The sequence below is a fragment of the Rahnella sp. GSA61A genome (genome assembly GCF_019969905.1).
In the GTDB taxonomy this organism is placed as follows: domain Bacteria; phylum Pseudomonadota; class Gammaproteobacteria; order Enterobacterales; family Enterobacteriaceae; genus Rahnella; species Rahnella aceris.
Genome location: NZ_JAHXYO010000011.1, coordinates 145,492 through 164,816, shown reverse-complemented (window position 1 = coordinate 164,816; position 19,325 = coordinate 145,492). Strand labels below are relative to the sequence as shown.

General features: G+C 54.6%; 14 protein-coding genes. 9 read left to right on the top strand and 5 right to left on the bottom strand.

Annotated features, from left to right (window positions below):
- The first annotated feature begins 20 nt into the window (after positions 1-20).
- From LC431_RS15585 to LC431_RS15545, 9 genes are all read left to right on the top strand, one after another.
- A complete protein-coding gene (locus tag LC431_RS15585) occupies positions 21-791 on the top strand; it encodes a hypothetical protein (RefSeq protein ID WP_223510058.1) in 771 nt (256 codons plus the stop codon).
- Complete coding sequence (gene bcsQ / locus LC431_RS15580) at positions 782-1,585, top strand: cellulose biosynthesis protein BcsQ (protein WP_013573457.1); 804 nt, start codon at positions 782-784, stop codon at positions 1,583-1,585. Before LC431_RS15585 ends, bcsQ begins: the two co-directional genes overlap by 10 nt.
- A gap of 30 nt (positions 1,586-1,615) precedes the next feature.
- A complete protein-coding gene (gene bcsA, locus LC431_RS15575) occupies positions 1,616-3,715 on the top strand; it encodes a UDP-forming cellulose synthase catalytic subunit (protein ID WP_013573456.1) in 2,100 nt (699 codons plus the stop codon).
- Positions 3,712-6,201, top strand: coding sequence for a cellulose biosynthesis cyclic di-GMP-binding regulatory protein BcsB (bcsB, locus tag LC431_RS15570; RefSeq protein ID WP_112151975.1), 2,490 nt, complete (start codon positions 3,712-3,714; stop codon positions 6,199-6,201). The genes bcsA and bcsB overlap by 4 nt, the downstream gene beginning before the upstream one ends.
- 82 nt (positions 6,202-6,283) lie before the next feature.
- Positions 6,284-10,246 (top strand): cellulose biosynthesis protein BcsC, encoded by a 3,963-nt coding sequence (locus LC431_RS15565; protein ID WP_223510057.1) that lies wholly within the window; start codon positions 6,284-6,286, stop codon positions 10,244-10,246.
- An 18-nt stretch (positions 10,247-10,264) separates the two neighbouring features.
- Positions 10,265-10,744, top strand: coding sequence for a cellulose biosynthesis protein BcsD (bcsD, locus tag LC431_RS15560; protein WP_013573453.1), 480 nt, complete (start codon positions 10,265-10,267; stop codon positions 10,742-10,744).
- 9 nt (positions 10,745-10,753) lie between these two features.
- Positions 10,754-11,767 carry a glycosyl hydrolase family 8 gene (locus tag LC431_RS15555; protein ID WP_013573452.1) on the top strand — a complete coding sequence of 338 codons (1,014 nt, stop codon included), beginning with the start codon at positions 10,754-10,756 and terminating at the stop codon, positions 11,765-11,767.
- 190 nt (positions 11,768-11,957) lie between these two features.
- Positions 11,958-12,425, top strand: a complete 468-nt coding sequence (locus LC431_RS15550) for a mobile mystery protein A (RefSeq protein WP_013573451.1) — start codon at positions 11,958-11,960, stop codon at positions 12,423-12,425.
- On the top strand, positions 12,422-13,030 hold the full coding sequence (locus LC431_RS15545; RefSeq protein ID WP_013573450.1) for a mobile mystery protein B: 609 nt from the start codon (positions 12,422-12,424) through the stop codon (positions 13,028-13,030). Before LC431_RS15550 ends, LC431_RS15545 begins: the two co-directional genes overlap by 4 nt.
- Positions 13,031-13,083: 53 nt before the next feature.
- Here LC431_RS15545 and dppF read toward each other — a convergent pair whose 3' ends face one another.
- From dppF to dppA, 5 genes are all read right to left on the bottom strand, one after another.
- The gene (gene dppF / locus LC431_RS15540) at positions 13,084-14,106 is read right to left on the bottom strand and encodes a dipeptide ABC transporter ATP-binding subunit DppF (protein WP_013573448.1); all 1,023 of its coding nucleotides are present in this window, start codon (positions 14,104-14,106) and stop codon (positions 13,084-13,086) included.
- Positions 14,096-15,121: a dipeptide ABC transporter ATP-binding protein gene (gene dppD, locus LC431_RS15535; protein ID WP_013573447.1), complete on the bottom strand. Its 1,026-nt coding sequence runs from the start codon at positions 15,119-15,121 to the stop codon at positions 14,096-14,098. Before dppD ends, dppF begins: the two co-directional genes overlap by 11 nt.
- A gap of 10 nt (positions 15,122-15,131) precedes the next feature.
- Positions 15,132-16,046: a dipeptide ABC transporter permease DppC gene (gene dppC, locus LC431_RS15530; protein ID WP_013573446.1), complete on the bottom strand. Its 915-nt coding sequence runs from the start codon at positions 16,044-16,046 to the stop codon at positions 15,132-15,134.
- Positions 16,047-16,056: 10 nt separating this feature from the next.
- Complete coding sequence (gene dppB / locus LC431_RS15525) at positions 16,057-17,076, bottom strand: dipeptide ABC transporter permease DppB (RefSeq protein WP_013573445.1); 1,020 nt, start codon at positions 17,074-17,076, stop codon at positions 16,057-16,059.
- A 205-nt stretch (positions 17,077-17,281) separates the two neighbouring features.
- Positions 17,282-18,889, bottom strand: a complete 1,608-nt coding sequence (dppA, locus tag LC431_RS15520; protein ID WP_037033811.1) for a dipeptide ABC transporter periplasmic-binding protein DppA — start codon at positions 18,887-18,889, stop codon at positions 17,282-17,284.
- Positions 18,890-19,325: the final 436 nt, after the last annotated feature.

The following is a 19,325-nucleotide window of genomic DNA, read 5'->3' as shown; positions in this document are numbered from 1 at the left end:
AATCCTATCGGGCGGGATTTATGAATAAATATGATGACATTAAACGTTTTATGGATAAGACGAAGTTGGAAAATCTTGATTATAAAGAGCTTAATGAAAAATCAACGGGAGAATCCATAACAGGTTCAATGAATCAGTGGACGTTGATTAAACAAGTCTCAGCCAGCGAAGAGCCTGCCGGTCCACTTGATAACGGGCGTACCACGCAGCCAACGCCACAATCCATTTCTGCGGACGAGTTTTCGCTTTCTGCTTCTCAGTCTGTCAATGAGCAGCAGAAACCGCATGCTTCTGCCGCACAGCCTGTTATGCACACACCAGCCACGCCGATGTCTTCGGAGGTTACTCCTCCGCCAGCCGGTTTTGGTCTGCTTGATGCCCTGCGCGAAACGCTGCCGTCCGCACCCGTTCAGCCAGCCCCCGTGTCCGTGCAGCCCGCGCAACATCAGCCTGTTCACACAGCACCGACATTGCACACCCAGTCAGTCATTCCTGACAGCGGCTCAGGTTTACTCGATTCATTGCGTAAAGCAATGCCCGAAGCGCCTTCAAAGCCTGCACCTGCGCCGGTTCAGACGCCTCAGCCAGAACAACACTCCGCCGCGCCGGTTTACCACCAGCCGCCGGTACAAAATCCAGCGCCAGTGGTGCCCGCATCCCCGGCGTCTGCTGAGGTTAACCAGCGCTTTAAACAAATGTTTAAACAGCGAGCGCCGCAGCCTGCCAGCGCTTATTTACATCGCGACACACCGCTTCAACCCCTGTTAGAGATGATTGCCTCATGCCGTTAGTTTGCGTTTGTTCACCGAAAGGTGGGGTAGGAAAAACCACGGTGGCCTCCAACCTGGCCTATTCGCTTGCCCGCAGTGGCAGTAAAGTGCTGGTCATCGATTTTGATGTGCAGAACGCCCTTCGCCTTCATTTCGGTGTACCTATTGCCGATACCCGCGGTTTTGTCGCCGGTTCGGGTAATGAATCCGACTGGAGCCAGTTCATCCTGAAAGCGGGTTCCAATACGTTTGTCTTACCTTATGGCGAAGTGACGGAAGATCAGCGGCTGGAATTCGAACATCAGCTTGCCAGCGATCCGCATTTTTTACAGCGCGGATTAAATACCGTCCTGAATTATCCGGGATTAATTATTATCGCGGATTTCCCTCCCGGCCCGAGTCCGGCATTAAAAGCCGTTCAGGCCATTGCTGATTTACATGTGGTGGTGATGCTGGCCGACACCGCATCATTATCTTTATTACCCTTAATGGAAAAAAACAAATTAATTGGCACCCCTTTGAATAACAAGTTGGGTGAATATTATGTTGTTAACCAAAGTGACACCCGCCGGACATTAAGCCGCGACGTCACCCAATTTTTCGAACAGCGTTTAAATGAAAGATTATTAGGCACAATCCACAGGGATGAATGTGTGCCAGAGGCCAATGCCTCGCAGCGCTCTATTATTGATTTCAGTCCGGTATCGGCTTCGGCATTTGATATTGAACTGATCAGCAAAAAAGTCGCCGCCATTTTAGGGATTAAAGTCGGTGATGGTGAATTACACGCCGCGCCTAAATCTGGCAGTTATTAGCTATCACTGTTAACAGCGACCCCAAAAGCGATGAATAAATTCCTGTTTTCTCTCCTTGTACTTCTGCTGCTGCCGGTGGCAGCAGTCATCATCATTACCCCGATGGACAGCCAGAAGCAGTACATTTTTGGCCTGATCAGCATCGGTCTGTTATTCCTGCTTGGCATCAGTAAAAGCCGACGGATTAGCGTGGTGATGGTCATCATGTCCGTCATGATGTCGACGCGTTATATTTACTGGCGTGCGACGGAAACGCTGCATTTTAATTCAACAATAGAAGCTATTTTAGGGATCGGCTTATTCCTTGCCGAACTGTATGTCTGGCTAATTTTGTTGCTGGGCTATCTGCAAACCACCTGGCCATTAAAACGCACCATCGAACCTTTGCCGGATGACACCACGCTGTGGCCAACCGTCGATGTGTATATTCCGTCTTATAACGAAAGTCTCGACGTAGTACGTGACACCGTGCTGGCGGCGCAGTGCATCGATTATCCGAAAGATAAAATCAAAATTTATGTTCTGGATGACGGTAAACGGGACGAATTTGCGGTGTTCTCCGCTGACGCCGGCGTGGGATATATCACCCGTAACGACAACTCCCATGCCAAAGCCGGCAACCTGAACCATGCAATGAAACTCACCAAAGGCGAGCTGATTTGCGTATTCGACTGTGACCACGTGGCCACCCGCGCGTTCCTGCAGGCGACGGTCGGCAGCTTCCTGAAAGACCCGCGTCTGGCGCTGATCCAGACACCGCACTACTTCTATTCACCTGACCCGTTTGAACGTAACTTGTCTGCGGGCCGCACCATGCCCAACGAAGGTGCCCTGTTCTACGGCCCGGTTCAGCAAGGTAACGACAACTGGAATGCGACGTTCTTCTGCGGCTCCTGTGCGGTTATCCGCCGTGTGGCTCTGGAAGAAGTGGGGGGTTTTGCGGTTGAAACGGTTACCGAAGATGCACACTCCGCGCTGAAAATGCAGCGTCGTGGCTGGAATACCGCGTTTCTGGATATCCCGCTGGCCGCCGGTCTGGCGACCGAACGTCTGGGTCTGCACGTCATTCAGCGTACCCGCTGGGCGCGCGGTATGACGCAGATTTTCCGGGTGGATAATCCGCTGCTCGGCCGCGGTCTGAAATGGCAGCAACGCCTGTGTTACCTGAACGCCATGCTGCACTTCCAGTTTGGTCTGCCGCGTGTGGTGTTCCTGACCGCACCGCTGGCGTTCCTGCTGTTCAACCTGAACATTATTTCCTCGTCCGCCAGCCTGATTTTTGCTTACGCGCTGCCGCACCTGGTGATGTCGCTGTACATCAACTCCCGCATGAACGGGCGTTTCCGCTACACCTTCTGGGGTGAGATTTACGAGACCGTGATGGCCTTCCACCTGATCCTGCCCACGCTGGTGACGATGTTCGCACCAAAACGCGGCAAGTTTAACGTGACGGATAAAGGCGGTTTGCTGGACGTCGGGTTCTTCGACTTCAACATCGTCAAACCTCACCTGATTGTCGCCATCCTGATGATTATCGGCATCGGTTACGGCATCGTGCGCGCCATCTTCCACAATTACTTTGCCATCGACCCAAATGTTATTGCGCTGAATATCGCGTGGGGCAGTTTCAGCGTGCTGATTTTGCTGGCAGCGATTGCAGTAGCGAAAGAAACCCGTCAGGTACGTAAAACTATCCGTATCGATGTGGCCATCCCGGCGATTATTCATTACGCCAATGGTATTTCACTGCGCACCACCACTATCGATATGTCGATGGGCGGTGTGCAACTGGTGACGCCGGACGTGCGCTATCTGGATGAAGAAATTGAAGAAGTAGAAATTCAGTTGTCTTCCGGCGCGGAAAGTTTCCCGGTGACGCAAATCAGCGGAGACAAAGAGCGGTTGCGTCTGCAATTTGAAAACCTGCCGTTATCGAAACGCCGCGAGCTGGTTCGCGTGGTCTTATGCCGTGCTGATGCCTGGATTGGCGAAGAATACCCGCCGGATAACCCGTTCAGATCGCTGGTAAGCATCATCCGTTGCGTGTTCGAGTTGTTCTATAACACGTGGAAGGAACGCCGTGCTAAAAATAAACCCGCTGACGCCACCAGCAAGAGTGAAGCAGCATGAACCGACCTTATAACCTCATGAGTAAGCGCCGTTTATTGGCTGCACGGGGCGCATCCCTGTTCAGAAAAATCACCACCGGTTTGTTGCTGACGTTCAGCAGTCTGCCGTTGTCACAGGCGGAAGACGCGCCGGCACCAGCCGTTGATCCGGCAACCAGCCTGCCAGCCGCGCCGTCATGGCTACCGCCGGTCATGCCGATGCCGGGTGAAACGGCGCCAGCTGGTGACACAACGCCAGCCCCGGCCGCAGATGCACCACAGACGGATACCACGCCGGTGAATAACAGCCCGGCGATGCCTGATGTAACTGCCGATCCTTCCGCTGCCCCTGCGCCGGTAATGCCGCTGGTTCAGCCGGTGACCAGCAACGTCACCGTTGCCGAAATGGGCCAGCCAAACGGGCTGACGCTCAGCGGCGGCCAGTTGCAGTCCGGTATCATTTTCACCCTGCCTGCCGATGAAGTAGTGACCAACGCGCACCTGTCGCTGGCACTGAAAATTTCTCCGGCGCTGATTGCCCGCGATACCACACTCGAACTGATGCTCAACGGCCAGCCGCTGGGTAACCTGCCGCTGAATCAGAGCAGCAACGGCGGCGATGTTTACGATCTCGATATTCCGGCAGCCATGGTAGTATCCAACAACAACCTGAGCTTCCGCGTGCATGACAGCAACACCATGACCTGCGAGAAAGATCAGTCGGATAAATATTGGGTCACTATTTTGCCCACCACCAGCATCGGGCTGGAAGGTCAGCAACTGAATATTGGCCGTAATCTGGGTAACTTCCCGCGTCCGTTCTTTGATGGCCTGCAGATGCAGGAGTCCAAAATCACCATGGGCTTCTCTGCTGCCATGAAACCGGGCGATATCAGCGCTGCGGCGATGGTCTCGTCTTATCTCGGCATGTTGTCCGATTATCGCAGCGTCGATTTCCCGGTCATCCTGAATGATTTGCCGGATCAGAATGGCATTCTGTTCGGCAAGCCGGGGGATAAAATCGGTTCACTGACGTTGCCGGCGAGCAACGGCGCATCGATTCAGATTATCGATAACCCGATCAATCCGGTTTACAAGCTGCTGCTGGTACTCGGTAATGACGATAACCAACTGCGTCAGGCTGCGTATCGCCTGATCAGTGGCGGGATGCCGAACAACACCGACCATCTGGATGTGGCCCAGCAAACCATTCCGTCCAGCAAACCGTATGACGCGCCGCGCTGGATTGACACCTCACGGCCGGTGACGCTGGGTGAACTGGCGGGTAAAGATCAAGATTCGCTGATTTCAAACGGCATTTATCACGACGGCATTCAGGTCGCCTTCCGCGCTGCGCCAGATCTGTTCATGTGGGACGGACACAATATTCCGGTGCGCATTGATTACCGTTTCCCCACCGAAAACTGGATTGATGAAGACAGTTCAAGACTCAACGTCTCCATCAACAGCAACTTCCTGCGCAGCCTGACCGTCAACAAAGTGGGTCTGGTGGAAAATATCTGGCGTCGCCTGGGCGGTGACAGCCGTCAGGAACGCTACACGCTGCAACTCGCGCCCTACCTGATTTACGGCGACAACCAGTTGCAATTCTATTTCGACATCAAGCCGAAAAAAGATGCGCCGTGCAGCATTCTGACCAGCGACAATATTAAGAGCCGTATCGATCCAAAATCTTTCATCGATCTGAGCGGAAGCTACCACTTCGCCCAGTTGCCGAACCTGTCGTATTTCGTCGGCGCGTCTTATCCGTACTCCAAACTGGCTGATTTCTCCGACACCCTGATGCTGTTGCCGCAAACGCCGACGGCGGATGAAATCCACACCCTGCTGAACCTGGCCTCACGCGCCGGTAAAGCCACAGGCATGCCGGTGAATCATGTGCAGGTGGCCTTCGGCCTGAACGGTGATGAACAAAATAACCCGCTGTTTGACCGCGATATTCTGGCCGTCACCACGCTGGGCGACACGCCATTCAACCAGCAGTTACTTGCGGACTCTCCTTTCAGCATCAACGGTGGCTCAATGGGCGTAAAAACGCCGACCGAAATGCAGCGCGTTGTCGCCTGGCTGACCGGTGACTGGTACCGCCAGCCGGTCGATGCAGACCGTTATCTGTCCTCAACCGGCGCATGGCGTGGCTTCGTCAGCTACCGTTCGCGCTGGTCTGCCGACCATGTGGTCGTGCTGGCAACCGGTACAGACGATCAACAGTTGCTGAAAATCCATAACGATTTGAAATCACCCAAAATCAACGCCAACGTGCGCGGCGATCTGGCGATTATTACCGATGAAAATGGCATCCGCAGCTTCTCAGTGGGTCAGCAATTCCCGACCGGGCAAATGCCGTGGTACATGATGGTGCTCTGGTATGCCAGCAAACACATCGTGATCCTGTCGTTGATTGCGACCCTGCTTTCGCTGGTGGTTGGCCTGAGCCTGTTCGTTGTCCTGCGTCGTCACGCGGCCAAACGTCTGGGTCAGAAATGAAAAGCATCGGCTTTAAAACAAAAACAATGAAGATCGCCCCGATTTCGGGCGGCGACTCTCTGGCGATTACCGGAGCTGGAAAATGAAGAAACATAAACTGTCCCTGGCGGTGATCAGGGCTATTTATCTGGTAGGGATCGCCGGAGTAGCGAGTTTTAGTGCCACCACCTTTGCAGCGGATACCACCAATCCTGCCATGAAGGCGTTGTTTGATCAGGCCGCTTACTGGCATGAACGCGCCCATGACGACCTGGCGAAAGACGCCTTACAGAAAGTGCTGCTGGTTGAGCCAGACAATGCGCAAGCGCTGTACCTGATGTCGCTGTATTCCATGCAAAGTGGCGATAAAACCGCAGCCAGTCAGTGGCGCGAAAAACTGGCCGCTGCCTCGCCGGACGATCCGCGTCTGACATCGCTCAACAGCGCCAAAGCTATGCAGTCAATCCCGCCGGCTCAGCTGGCTTCTGCCCGCCAGATGGCCGCGCAGGGCAACGTCAGCGGTGCGCTTTCGGCGTACCGCACGATCTTTAACGGCAACCAGCCACTCGACAGCCTGGCGACCGAATACTATCTGACGATGGCGGGCGACAAGTCGCTCCAGCCGCAGGCCATTGCCGGGTTACAACAGCGTGTCGCCTCGCGTCCTGACGACACACAGGCGCGCCTTGGTCTGGGTAAGGTGCTGACGTATCAGGAATCCACCCGCCGCGACGGTATAAAATTACTGAGCACGATGGCCGGTTCCAGCACCGAAGCCGACCGCTCATTACGTCAGGCATTATTGTGGATGACGCCGCAGGAAGCTGACCGTGATTTTTATCAGGGCTATCAGGCGCGTCACCCGAACGACACCGGCGTGATGACTTACTTCCAGAAAAACATCGGCGGCGCGGCGAAAGGTCAGGGCTTCACGGCACTGAACAGCGGCGACGTCAACAGCGCGAAAGCTAAGTTTGAAAGCGTACTGGCCGATAACCCGAATGACGCCGATGCACTGGCCGGTCTCGGTTATATCGCGCAGCGCAGCGGTAACTTTGAGCAGGCGTCACAGTATCTGAGCAAAGCTGCCGCACAGGGCGGCCCGAACAGCGCCCAGTTGAGCAATCAGGCACAGGATTCCGCGTTTTACGCCCAACTGGCGAAAGCCAAAGACGCCGCCGGCTCCGGCAGTTACGACGCCGCACTGGCTGCCGTCACTCCGCTGACGCAGGTCGGTGGTGAGAAAGGTCAGTCAGCCAGCCTGTTGCGTGCGGATATTCTGCGCCGCAAAGGCGATCTGGCCGGGGCTGAGCAACAATACAGCGCGCTGGGCGATAATGCCGATGCCCGCGCCGGGTTGTATTACGTGCTGCGTCAGCAGAACAAAACCGCCGAAGCCAGTCAGGTGCTGAAAACGCTGCCAGCCGGGATTCAGGCCAAAATGAACCCGCCGACCGTGGCGGATGTTATCGAGCCAATGCGCCGTCAGGCCGCCCAGGCCGTAGCGAACAACGATCCGCAGCGCGCACTGAATATTCTTCAGCAGGCACGGGAACGTCAGCCGTCAAATGTCTGGGTGAAACTGGATATGGCGCGCATCCTGCAATCGCAGGGGCAAACCGCGCAGGCACAGTCAATCATGGCGCCGTCTGCGCGTCCGGGTGCCTCTTCTGCCGATCTGTACGCCGCGGCCCTGTTCGCGTCAGAAACCAAAAACTGGTCAACCGCCAACGCCCTGCTCTCGCGTATTCCGCGCAGCAGTCAGAATCAGGGGATGCGTGAACTGGCGCAGCGCGCCAACTTCAATGCGCAAATGGCCGATGCCGAAAGCTATCTGCAACAGGGCAATGCCGCCGCTGCGTCTAACACCTTGCGTGCGCTGGCACAGAATCCACCAGCCGCGCCTGCGGATGTCGGCGCGCTGGCGAAAAACCTGGCGGCGGCCGGTCAGCTTCCGCTGGCGGTGCAACTGGTTCGCCAGAATATGCGTCAGGGCGTCACCGGCAATGCCGGGGATTACGCCGATCAGGTCAGCGTGCTGAATCAGGCCGGTCTGAGCAATGAGGCGCAAGCCTTCCTGCAAAATCCACAAATCCAGTCCGGCACGTCACCGACAGCGCTGGCGAGCCTGCGTAACGGTTTCGTGATCACCCAGGCTGACCAGTTGCGCGAACAGGGTCAGTACGCAGCGGCCTACGACAAACTGGTCGTCGCGTTGCAGGCTGATCCGCAAAACCGCGACCTGATGCTGGCGATGGCGCGCCTGTATCAGTCCGGAAAACTCAATAAGCAAGCCGGTCAGGTCTATAACTACCTGATGAGCAACGACACACCGACACAGGATGCACGCGTCGGTGCGATTAACGTTGCGCTGGGCGAAGGCGATAACCAGCGTGCTAAAACGCTGATGGAAGGCCTGCGCGGACCGCGTACGCCGGACCGTCTGTTACTCGAAGCGCGCGTCGCCGAAGCACAGGGCGATCATCAGCAGGCGCTGGCGTTACTGCGTTCTGCGAAGGGCAAGATGATCGGGCTGGAAGGCACAGACAGTCAGGCGCAGGTGGCCGGATTGCAGATCAGCGACAACCCGTTCATCAACCGCTCAACACGCACCTCCGCCTCACGACCGGCGACACAATCTTCTTACGGTGCCGTATTGCCGTGGCAGGTATCAGATCAGGTTTCCACGCCGGGAAATATTCCGGCGGCAACGACCGAACCGACAGCGGTCACACAGCGTAATGCCACGGAAAAACAGATCGACGACATGCTCGACGAGTTGCAGGGCAAGACCGCGACCTGGGCGCAGGGTGATATGTCGATCCGTGGCCGTGACGGCGAAAGCGGTCTCAGCCAGCTGACCGAAGCTAAAGCACCGATGACCTTTGCCTTCGTGCCGTTTGATACGTCCCGTCTGAGTATTGGCGTCACGCCGGTTTCTCTCAGCGCAGGCAGCCCGTCCGGTACCGGCAATTCCCGCTTCGGTCAGGGCGCACTGGCTGCAGCACAGTCGGCGCAGAAAGATGTGGCTGCCGCAGCCGCAGCGGCCGGTCTGGATATCGCCAGCTACAGCACCTTTGCGAAATTGCAGGCGGCTGCAGCGGCGAATTCCAGCACCAACTGTACGTCAGCTAACGCAACCTCCGATCAATGCGTGGCCTACAACACCATTACGGGTACGGATCCAACGACTTATGCGGCGCCAGCCGCAGGCAATCAAAGCGCAACCGGCGTAGAAGTGAACGCTGCGCTGACCGGTGACAGCTATAAAGCCGATATCGGCAGTACGCCGCTCGGGCAGGATCTGAACTCGCTGGTCGGTGGCGTGCAATGGGCACCGAAACTGACTGACTTCACAACCCTGCGCGTGACAGCTGAGCGTCGTGCTGTCACTGACAGTATTCTGTCCTACGTCGGCACCAAAGATAATTACAGCGGCAAGGAATGGGGTCAGGTCACTAAAAACGGCGGCAGCGTCAATCTGTCGTACGACGATGGCGACGCTGGTTTTTACGCCGAAGCGGGTTATTACAGCTATCTGGGTAACAACGTGAAGAGCAACAAATCGGTGAACGCCAATGCCGGTCTGTATGTACGTCCGTTCCGTTATGACGATCGTGAACTGAAAACCGGCATCAACGTCGGTTACATGGATTTCGACAAAAACCTCAGCTATTACAGCTTCGGTCAGGGCGGTTACTTCAGCCCGCAAAACTATGTCAGCGTCTCCTTCCCGGTGGAATACACCCAGAAATATGACGACTGGGATCTGAAACTGTCCGGCGCGGTGGGCTATCAGTCTTATTCGCAGGATAAGAGCGCCTACTTCCCGAATAACCCGGACCTGCAGAAACAACTGGAAGATCTGGTGGCTGAGGGCTACGGCACAGAAGCTTATTACAGCGGTAAAACGCAAAATGGCATCGGCTGGAATGCGGGCGTCGGCGGCAACTATCATCTGAACAAAAGCATGCAGATTGGCGGACAGGTTGGCTACGATACTTTCGGCGATTACAACGAAAGCAAAGCGCAGGTCTACTTCCGTTATCTGATGGGCCAAAATTAATCGCGGTGAAATAAAACCATGCAAGAACATAACTATACTCAGGTCGCGCAGGAATATTACCGCCAGCGCCACACCACACCCGGCTGGCAAAGCCTGGTACAGGTGCTATTTTCAGGTATTCTGGCGTCCGCCGATGACGAAGATGGCCGCCGCTTTCTGACCCTGATGGGCAATAACCTGGCACGCCAGCATCCGCTTCCCGCCTCTGCGACCCTTGGCGAACTGGAAGACAATATCAATCATATTCTCAGCCGTTTTGACTGGGGTGTCGTGAAGCTGGAAGCGACTTCGCAACAACTGGCGCTGGTGCACATTGCCTGGCCGGCATCACCGCAAGGGCAGGATGATGCGTTGTGGCCTATTGCGCTCATCGCCCTGTTTGAAGGACTGTATGCTGAGTGGTTGTTATCACAAGGCGGGCAACCCTATGTTCCGCTGCGCTGGCAGGAAAGCACACCGGAAGGCGCATTCGTTTTCCGTTATCAAAATGGTTTGTAAGGAATCTCTATGTCGTTATTTCGGCGCTACAGCCTGGTGCTGTGGTTCGGCCTTATTTTCGCGTTTTTCAGTTCCGCTGTAATGGCTCAGGATGCTGGCTGGTCTGCGTATAAAAGTCGCTTTCTGATGCCAGATGGACGAATCATTGATACCGCCAATAAAAACGTCAGTCACACCGAAGGTCAGGGTTTCAGTATGCTGCTCGCGGTGTTCAATGACGATCAGGCGACGTTCGACAAGCTGTGGCAGTGGGCAAATACGACGCTCTATCGCAAAGATATCGGCCTGTATTCATGGCGGTATGACCCGAACAGCACTCCGCATGTGGCAGATATCAACAACGCCTCTGATGGCGATACGCTGATGGCCTGGGCGCTGTTGCTGGCGGGTGATAAGTGGAACGACAGCCGTTACACCAAAGCCTCTGAAAAATTGCAGACGGCGCTGATCAAATACAATGTGATTGATTACGCCGGTTACAAAGTGATGCTGCCGGGCGTGAAGGGTTTCAATCAGACCAGCAACGTGACCGTCAATCCGTCCTATTTCATCTTCCCTGCCTGGCAGGCATTTTATGCGCACAGCCATTTGAAAGTCTGGAAAGATCTGGATGAAAGCAGCACCGCGATGCTCAGTAAAATGGCGTTTGGCGATTTCCGCTTACCGACGGACTGGGTGGATATGCAGGCCGATGGCACCCTGAAACCGGCCAGCCGCTGGCCAACGCGTTTCAGTTACGATGCCGTGCGTATCCCGCTGTATCTCGGCTGGGCGCATCCCGGCAGCCCGCAACTGGCACCGTTTATTCTGTGGTGGCAAAAATCCCCACGCGACGCCACACCCGCCTGGATTGATGTCATGACCGGCACCAAAGCGGGCTACAACATGTCACCGGGATTATTAGCCGTGCGCGATTTCACCATGGCCAACGCTGGCGCCATCAGCCCGAACCTGGCACCGAAAGACGATTACTACTCTTCCACCCTGCAACTGCTGAGCTGGTGGGCAAGTCATAAAGGATAAGCGTACTCTGAAATAGTAAGGCCAGTCAGTGGATGCTGACTGGCCTTTTTTGTTGTAATCGATTGCATATATACAATCGATTAATTCTAAAATGATTGTATATATACAATTGATTTATCCAAATTTGATTGTATATTTAATATTGAAAATCAATAAATCTATTGTAAATATGCAATTAAAAGGTTTCTCTATGTGGGATAAAGAATTAAAGATCAAACAGGTAGACAACCTTCTCAATGAAATGAAACCTCGACGCAAAGCCAAGCGCCCAAAAAAAGGATGGATACAACTTCTCAGAAGCGCGCTGGGTATGAGCACCCGCTCCCTTGCCGAACGATGTGGTTTAAGTCAGTCGCGCATCTCGCTGATAGAAAAAGGTGAAATTGAAGGGTCGCTAACGCTGAATACACTGGAAAAAATCGCTGAGGGCTTGGATTGTGAGCTTGTATACTTTTTGCAGCCAAAGCAAGGGCGAACGCTGCAAGAACTAAGAGAGCAGCAGGCCGGGAAAAAAGCGAAATTCCTTAATCAGTACACTGAAATTCATATGTCACTGGAACAGCAATCCACATCATCAGCGTTCCAAGAATCGACACAAGACAAGCTTAAAAGCGACCTATTACAAAAATGGCCTCGGGATTTCTGGGATGAAAAATGAGCGAAACCATCAATAATGGCCTTCCTGAAGGGGCAACGGAACTTAGCCCTGACGATCTGGCCGGTTTAATTCCCGACTACATCTTTACCCGGGAAGACCTGAATCAATTTGAAAAAACGAACATACAGCAGGCATTAGCGCATCTCAGCCGTCAGAAGCTGATTTACACAGAGATCTTAACTGTCGATTTCTGTCTTCGATTACACCGCAACATGTTCAATAAAACGTGGGAATGGGCGGGGCAACTCAGACGCAGAGAAGTAAACATCGGGAATACGCCGCCTTATATGATCTCAATGCGTGTCAGAGATACTCTCGATAATGCAATTTTCTGGATTGAAAACGAAACTTACCCACCCGATGAAATCTGCCTGAGACTTCACAGAGACATTGTATGGATCCACCCTTTTCCCAATGGGAATGGAAGGCATTCCCGGATATTTTGCGACGTGCTTCGTCGCGCGCTTGGAAGGGGGTTCTTTCCCTGGGGGATATCAGCAGGCGAACTCGTTTCACCAGATGCACATCGCGCTGAATACATTCTCGCTCTGAGAGAAGCCGACAATGGCGATTATAGGCGCCTTATCAGATTTGCTTCTGACTAAATATTACCCAGAAAAAAGCCCGCTTTCGCGGGCTTCGTTATAACGGCGGGGGATTACTGATTTACGGCGACCGTCTGCGTCGTACCGGTTTCATCCTGATCGACAGCGAAGCAGGCGACGAGCTGATCGCCGTACTGTTTCAGCTGCGGCTGGAACTGCTTGCAGGTGCCGAACGCACGGCGGCAGCGGGCGTTGAACGCGCAACCGGCTGGCGGATTCAGCGGGCTTGGCAGCTCGCCGGTCAGTTTGATGCGTTCACGGCGTTCGTCCGGGTTCAGACGCGGCGTCGCGGACAACAGCGCCTGCGTGTATGGATGGCGCGGATTGCTAAAGATGGCGTCTTTCGGCCCCTTCTCCACGCAGCGTCCCAGATACATCACCATCACTTCGTCAGCGATGTGTTCCACGACGGACAAGTCGTGGGAGATGAAGACGTACGACAGCCCTAAATCCTGCTGCAAATCCATCATCAGGTTCAGTACCTGCGCACGCACGGAAACGTCGAGCGCGGAGACCGGTTCATCGGCGATCACCACATCCGGATCCAGCATCAGACCGCGGGCGATAGCAATACGCTGACGCTGACCGCCGGAAAACATGTGCGGATAGCGGTCGTAATGCTCAGTTTTCAGGCCGACTTTCGCCATCATCGCCAGGGCTTTTTCGCGACGTTCTTCGCGGCTAAGTTTGGTGTTGATCAGCAAGGGCTCTTCGAGGATCTGCCCGACTTTCTTGCGCGGGTTGAGCGATCCGTAAGGATTCTGGAACACGATTTGGATCTTCTGACGGCGCAGCTTTTCCGCCGTCGCATCCGGTTTCAGCAAATCCTGCCCGCGGTAATACAGCTCACCGCCGGTCGGCACTTCAATCATGGTCAGCAGGCGGCCCAGCGTGGATTTTCCACAGCCAGATTCCCCCACCACCGCCAGCGTTTTACCGCGTTCGAGGGTGAAAGAAACGCCGTCGAGCGCCTTCACGGTACGTTCCTGGCCGAAGATGCCCTTCTTCACCGGGTAATGTTTTTTCAGGTCAATCGCATGCAACAGCGGCTGCGGTTGGGTGTTATCAGGACTCATAAGTAGGTCTCCCGGCATCATCCAGCGGATAATGGCACTTCGACTGACGCCCGTTCGCGAGGTCACGCAGCGCAGGTTCTTCTTTACGGCAAAGATCGGTTGCATACGGGCAACGCGGATTCAGCAGACAGCCGTTAGGACGGTCATATTTACCCGGCACCACACCCGGCAAAGATTGCAGACGCGCTTTATCTGCGGCGAATTCCGGCAGTGAGCGCAGCAGCGCCTGCGTATACGGATGGCGTGGCGCACGGAAGATTTCCGTGGCTTTTGCCGATTCCACTACCTGTCCGGCATACATCACAATAATGTGCTGCGCGGCTTCGGCCACCAGTGCCAGGTCATGGGTGATCAGCATCAGCGCCATGTTTTCGCGTTGTTGCAGATCGAGCAGCAGTTCAATAATCTGCGCCTGAATGGTCACGTCGAGCGCGGTGGTTGGCTCATCGGCGATCAGTAATTTCGGGCGACAGGCAATCGCCATTGCGATCATCACGCGCTGACTCATCCCGCCGGAAAGCTGATGCGGATAGACATCGAGACGCGAAGCCGGATCCGGAATACCGACCAGATTCAGCAAATCGATGGTGCGCTGACGACGGGTCTTTTTGTTGCCGCCCTGATGCACCTTGATGGCTTCCATAATCTGGAAACCGACGGTGTAACACGGGTTCAGGCTGGTCATCGGATCCTGGAAAATCATCGCGACTTCGGCACCGACAATCTGGCGGCGTTCTTTTTCGCTGATGCCCTGCAGATTACGGCCACCAAACTCGAGTTTTTCAGCCATCACTTTACCGGGGAAGTCGATCAGCCCCATCAGCGCCAGTGAACTGACTGATTTACCGGAGCCGGATTCACCGACAATCCCGACCACTTCGCCCTGTTTCACGCTGTAACTGATACGGTCTACGGCGCGGAACGGCGTCCCTTCGTCACCAAAGTGAACGGAGAGTTTATCCACGGTCAGCAACGTTTTGCCGACCTGAACATCATTCGTTAATGTTGTTTCCATCTCCAACCCCTTACTGCTTAAGTTTAGGGTCGAGGGCATCACGCAGGCCATCACCCATCAGGTTAAATGCCAGCACCGTCAGCAGAATGATCACACCGGGGAAGGTCACGACCCACCAGGCACTTTGAGCAAACTGTAAGACGTCCGACAGCATGGTGCCCCACTCCGGCGTTGGCGGCTGTGCGCCCATACCGAGGAAGCCCAACGCTGCCATATCAAGGATGGCGTTGGAGAAGCCGAGCGATGCCTGAACGATCAGCGGCGCTAAGCAGTTAGGTAAAATATTGATGAACATCTGACGGGCAGAACCGGCACCGGCCACGCGCGACGCGGTGACGTAATCGCGGTTCACTTCCACCAGCACCGCAGCGCGGGTTAAGCGGACATAGTGCGGTAAGGCCACGAAGGTCAGCGCCAGCGAGGCGTTCACGATGGACGGACCAAAAATTGCCACCAGCACCAGTGCCAGCAACAGGCTTGGCAGGGCCAGCATGATATCGACCACACGCATGATGATGGCGTCAACCACACCGCCGTAGTAACCGGCAAACAGACCGAACACCACGCCGAGGATCAGCGACAGTACGACGACCAGGCAACCGACCAGCAGCGATAAACGCGCGCCGTACATCAGACGCGACAGAATATCGCGGCCGACGTCGTCGGTGCCCAGCAGGAATTTCCAGCTCCCGCCTTCCATCCAGACCGGCGGGCGCAACAGCGCGTCACGGAACTGTTCGGCAGGCAGATGTGGTGCAATCACGTTCGCACCAATCGCAATGACCAGCATGATAATGATGTAAGCCAGGCCGACAACGGCCCCTTTGTTACGCTTGAAGTAATGCCAGAATTCGCGCAAAGGCGGCATCGGCACTGGCGCAGCCGTCACTAACTCGTTAGCGACCGGCTCAGTGGTTTGAGACATTGTGCGCCCCTTATTTCTTGTGGCGAATACGCGGGTTGACCACGCCGTAGAGCACATCTACCAGCAGGTTAACCACGATGATCAGAGTAGCGACCAGCAACACCCCGCCCTGCACGACCGGATAGTCGCGGCGCTGGAGTGCGTCGATCAGCCACCGGCCGAGTCCCGGCCAGGAGAAGATGGTTTCCGTCAGAATAGCGCCGCCGAGCAGCGTACCAACCTGCAAACCAATGATGGTCACCACCGGCAACAGCGCATTGCGCAGCGCGTGGATGACAATCACCCGCATACGGCTGACGCCTTTGGCGCGCGCGGTACGGATGTAGTCTTCGCCCAGCACTTCCAGCATGGAAGAACGGGTCATACGCACAATCACCGCCAGCGGAATGGTGCCCAGTACGATGGCCGGTAAAATCATGTGCATCACGGCATCCACGAAATCACCCGGTTCGCCCCAGAACAGCGTGTCGATCAGCATAAAGCCGGTCAGCGGCAGGCTGTCATCCAGGAAGACGGTATCGCTTATTCGCCCCGATACGGGCGTCAGATTGAGCTGCACCGAGACCAGCATCACCAGCATGATCCCCCACCAGAATATCGGCATCGAATAGCCGGTCAGCGAGATCCCCACAGCCGTGTGGTCGAATATCGATCCCCGTTTTACCGCCGCCAGCACACCCACCGGAATACCGACAATGATCGCGAAGATCATCGCGCAGATGCCCAGTTCCAGTGTCGCTTTGAAGCGCGGTACGAATTCCTGCCAGACAGGGGTGCGGCTTTTTAAGGACGTGCCCAGGTCGCCATGCAGCACACCGTTCACGTAGTGGAAATATTGTTGGTAAAGAGGCTTGTCGAGCCCCATATCTGCCATCAGCTGGGCGTGACGTTCGGGGGAAACACCGCGTTCGCCTGCCATGATGGTGACCGGGTCGCCTGGTATCATGTGTACGAAGGCAAAAGTCAGCAAAGTAATGCCGATAAACGTTGGGATAACTAACCCCAGACGTCGGAGTATGAACTGCAACATATCCCGTACTCTCTGTATAAAATGCCCGGCGAACCGTAGCTCGCCGGGCTTATTGATAGCTCACAAAACTTTATATCGCTGAACTAAAAGACGTAGTGAGCGCTCAGCGAGCAAGGCGGAGGAGCAGAGCAATTGAGACATACCATTAGGTAGGCGAAAATTGCGAGCACCGCACAACGCAGCTCCCTGTGCGCTCAGTAGTCAATTACTCCATTGAGACGTTTTCGAAGTGGTGTTTGCCGAGCGGATCGACGACATACCCTTTGACTTCTTTGCGAACAGGTTCGTATACGGTGGAGTGAGCGATGATCAGCGCAGGTGCCTGGTCATGCATCACAACCTGAGCCTGCTGATACAGCGCGGCACGTTTGGCGTGATCAGATTCAGCACGGGCTGGCTGGATCAAATCTTCAAACGGCTTGTAGCACCAGCGGGAGTAGTTGGAACCGTCTTTCGCCGCTGCACAGCTGAACAGGGTGGCGAAGAAGTTATCCGGATCCCCATTGTCGCCGGTCCAGCCCATCATCACAGACTGGTGCTCACCGTTTTTCGCACGCTTGAGGTATTCGCCCCACTCGTAAGTCACGATGTTGGCTTTCACGCCAATTTTTGCCCAGTCAGCCTGGATCATTTCAGCCATACGGCGTGCGTTCGGGTTGTACGGACGCTGTACCGGCATCGCCCACAGGTCGATAGCGAAACCGTCTGCGTGACCGGCTTCTTTCAGCAGCTCTTTGGCTTTCTCAGGATTGTATTCGTAATCCACAACGTCTTTGTTGTAGCCCCACATGGTTGGTGGGATCAGGTTTTTAGCCGGCTGGCCAGCACCCTGATAAACCGCATCGATGATGGCTTTTTTGTTCACAGCCATGGTCAGTGCCTGACGCACTTTCACTTCATCCAGTGGTTTCTTCTCAACGTTGAAGGACAGATAACCTACGTTCAGGCCAGGCTGTTGCATCAGGTTGATGGATTTATCTTTCTTCATTGCCGCGATGTCAGCCGGGTTCGGGTATGGCATCACCTGGCATTCGTTTTTCTGCAGTTTCGCGTAACGCACGGAAGCGTCAGGCGTGATGGAGAAGACTAAACGGTCGATCTGCGGCTTGGTGCCCCAGTAGCCCGGGAAGGCTTTGTAGAGAATGCGTGAATCTTTCTGGTATTGCAGAAGCTGGAACGGACCGGTACCGATCGGATCCAGGTCGACTTTCTCAGGGGTTTTCGCTTTCAGCATGTTGTCAGCGTATTCCGCAGACAGGATAGAAGCGAAGTCCATCGCGAGGTCAGCCAGGAACGGAGACTCCGGGCGGTTCAGCACGAACTGCACGGTGTTGTCGTCCACTTTCACGATCTTGTTGATCAGATCGCCCATGCCCATACCTTCGAAGTATTCGTAGCTGCCGCCGGAAACGCCGTGGTAAGGGTTATTTTTGTCCAGCTGACGTTCGAAGGAATACACGACGTCGTCCGCGTTGAAATCACGGGTCGGTTTGAATTCCTTGTTGTCCTGCCACTTCACGCCTTTGCGCAGATGGAAAGTGTAGGTTTTGCCATCAGCAGACACGTCCCACTTCTCAGCCAGACCCGGCTGGATTTCAGTGGTCCCGATCTTGAATTCAACCAGACGGTTGTAGATAGGCACGGAGCTTGCGTCATACGTGGTGCCAGAGGTGAACAACTGAGGGTTGAAGCCTTCAGGTGAACCTTCAGAGCAATACACTAACGTTTTTGCCTGGACACTGGCCGCAACGGTCAGCGCAATCAGGCCCATACTGAATTTCAGTAGCCCCGACTTACCTAAAGAGATTGTCATCGCTTCTGCTCCATCGATTAATGGTGATGTGGATGTGTGTGTTGTGTATACAGCTCACGTCACCCTTTATTTTTATTTGCGGGTGACTGTGTTTGCTCGTGTGCTGCAATAAGTCCAACCAGAGCATGGTGAACTGCCATTTTTTTCCTTCGATCTGTAAAGCTGTCTTTACAAAATCTTACCGGAAATAATCACTGGTCTTCCTTGGGGCTATCAATTTGGCAACTCCTTTCCTTGACGTCAATATAACCATCAGGCATTTACACAGACTGTGAGTTACAACAAACAAACATAAAAAAACATTTTGTTAACCAAATCAGGATGAATGTTCAGTTTGCGCAGTGAATAACCAGACAATCCCCTTTGTAAAAGAATATTCCTGGGGGTTTCGCCCATTTTAAATCCCTAAAAATTTCTGGCTAAATGATGAATATAT

Excerpts from the sequence above, each read along its gene's own strand:
- LC431_RS15585 (WP_223510058.1), top strand. The coding sequence starts at position 21 with ATGAATAAATATGATGACATTAAACGTTTTATGGATAAGACGAAGTTG.
- bcsQ (WP_013573457.1), top strand. The coding sequence starts at position 782 with ATGCCGTTAGTTTGCGTTTGTTCACCGAAAGGTGGGGTAGGAAAAACC.
- bcsA (WP_013573456.1), top strand. The coding sequence starts at position 1,616 with ATGAATAAATTCCTGTTTTCTCTCCTTGTACTTCTGCTGCTGCCGGTG.
- bcsB (WP_112151975.1), top strand. The coding sequence starts at position 3,712 with ATGAACCGACCTTATAACCTCATGAGTAAGCGCCGTTTATTGGCTGCA.
- LC431_RS15565 (WP_223510057.1), top strand. The coding sequence starts at position 6,284 with ATGAAGAAACATAAACTGTCCCTGGCGGTGATCAGGGCTATTTATCTG.
- bcsD (WP_013573453.1), top strand. The coding sequence starts at position 10,265 with ATGCAAGAACATAACTATACTCAGGTCGCGCAGGAATATTACCGCCAG.
- LC431_RS15555 (WP_013573452.1), top strand. The coding sequence starts at position 10,754 with ATGTCGTTATTTCGGCGCTACAGCCTGGTGCTGTGGTTCGGCCTTATT.
- LC431_RS15550 (WP_013573451.1), top strand. The coding sequence starts at position 11,958 with ATGTGGGATAAAGAATTAAAGATCAAACAGGTAGACAACCTTCTCAAT.
- LC431_RS15545 (WP_013573450.1), top strand. The coding sequence starts at position 12,422 with ATGAGCGAAACCATCAATAATGGCCTTCCTGAAGGGGCAACGGAACTT.
- dppF (WP_013573448.1), bottom strand. The coding sequence starts at position 14,106 with ATGAGTCCTGATAACACCCAACCGCAGCCGCTGTTGCATGCGATTGAC.
- dppD (WP_013573447.1), bottom strand. The coding sequence starts at position 15,121 with ATGGAAACAACATTAACGAATGATGTTCAGGTCGGCAAAACGTTGCTG.
- dppC (WP_013573446.1), bottom strand. The coding sequence starts at position 16,046 with ATGTCTCAAACCACTGAGCCGGTCGCTAACGAGTTAGTGACGGCTGCG.
- dppB (WP_013573445.1), bottom strand. The coding sequence starts at position 17,076 with ATGTTGCAGTTCATACTCCGACGTCTGGGGTTAGTTATCCCAACGTTT.
- dppA (WP_037033811.1), bottom strand. The coding sequence starts at position 18,889 with ATGACAATCTCTTTAGGTAAGTCGGGGCTACTGAAATTCAGTATGGGC.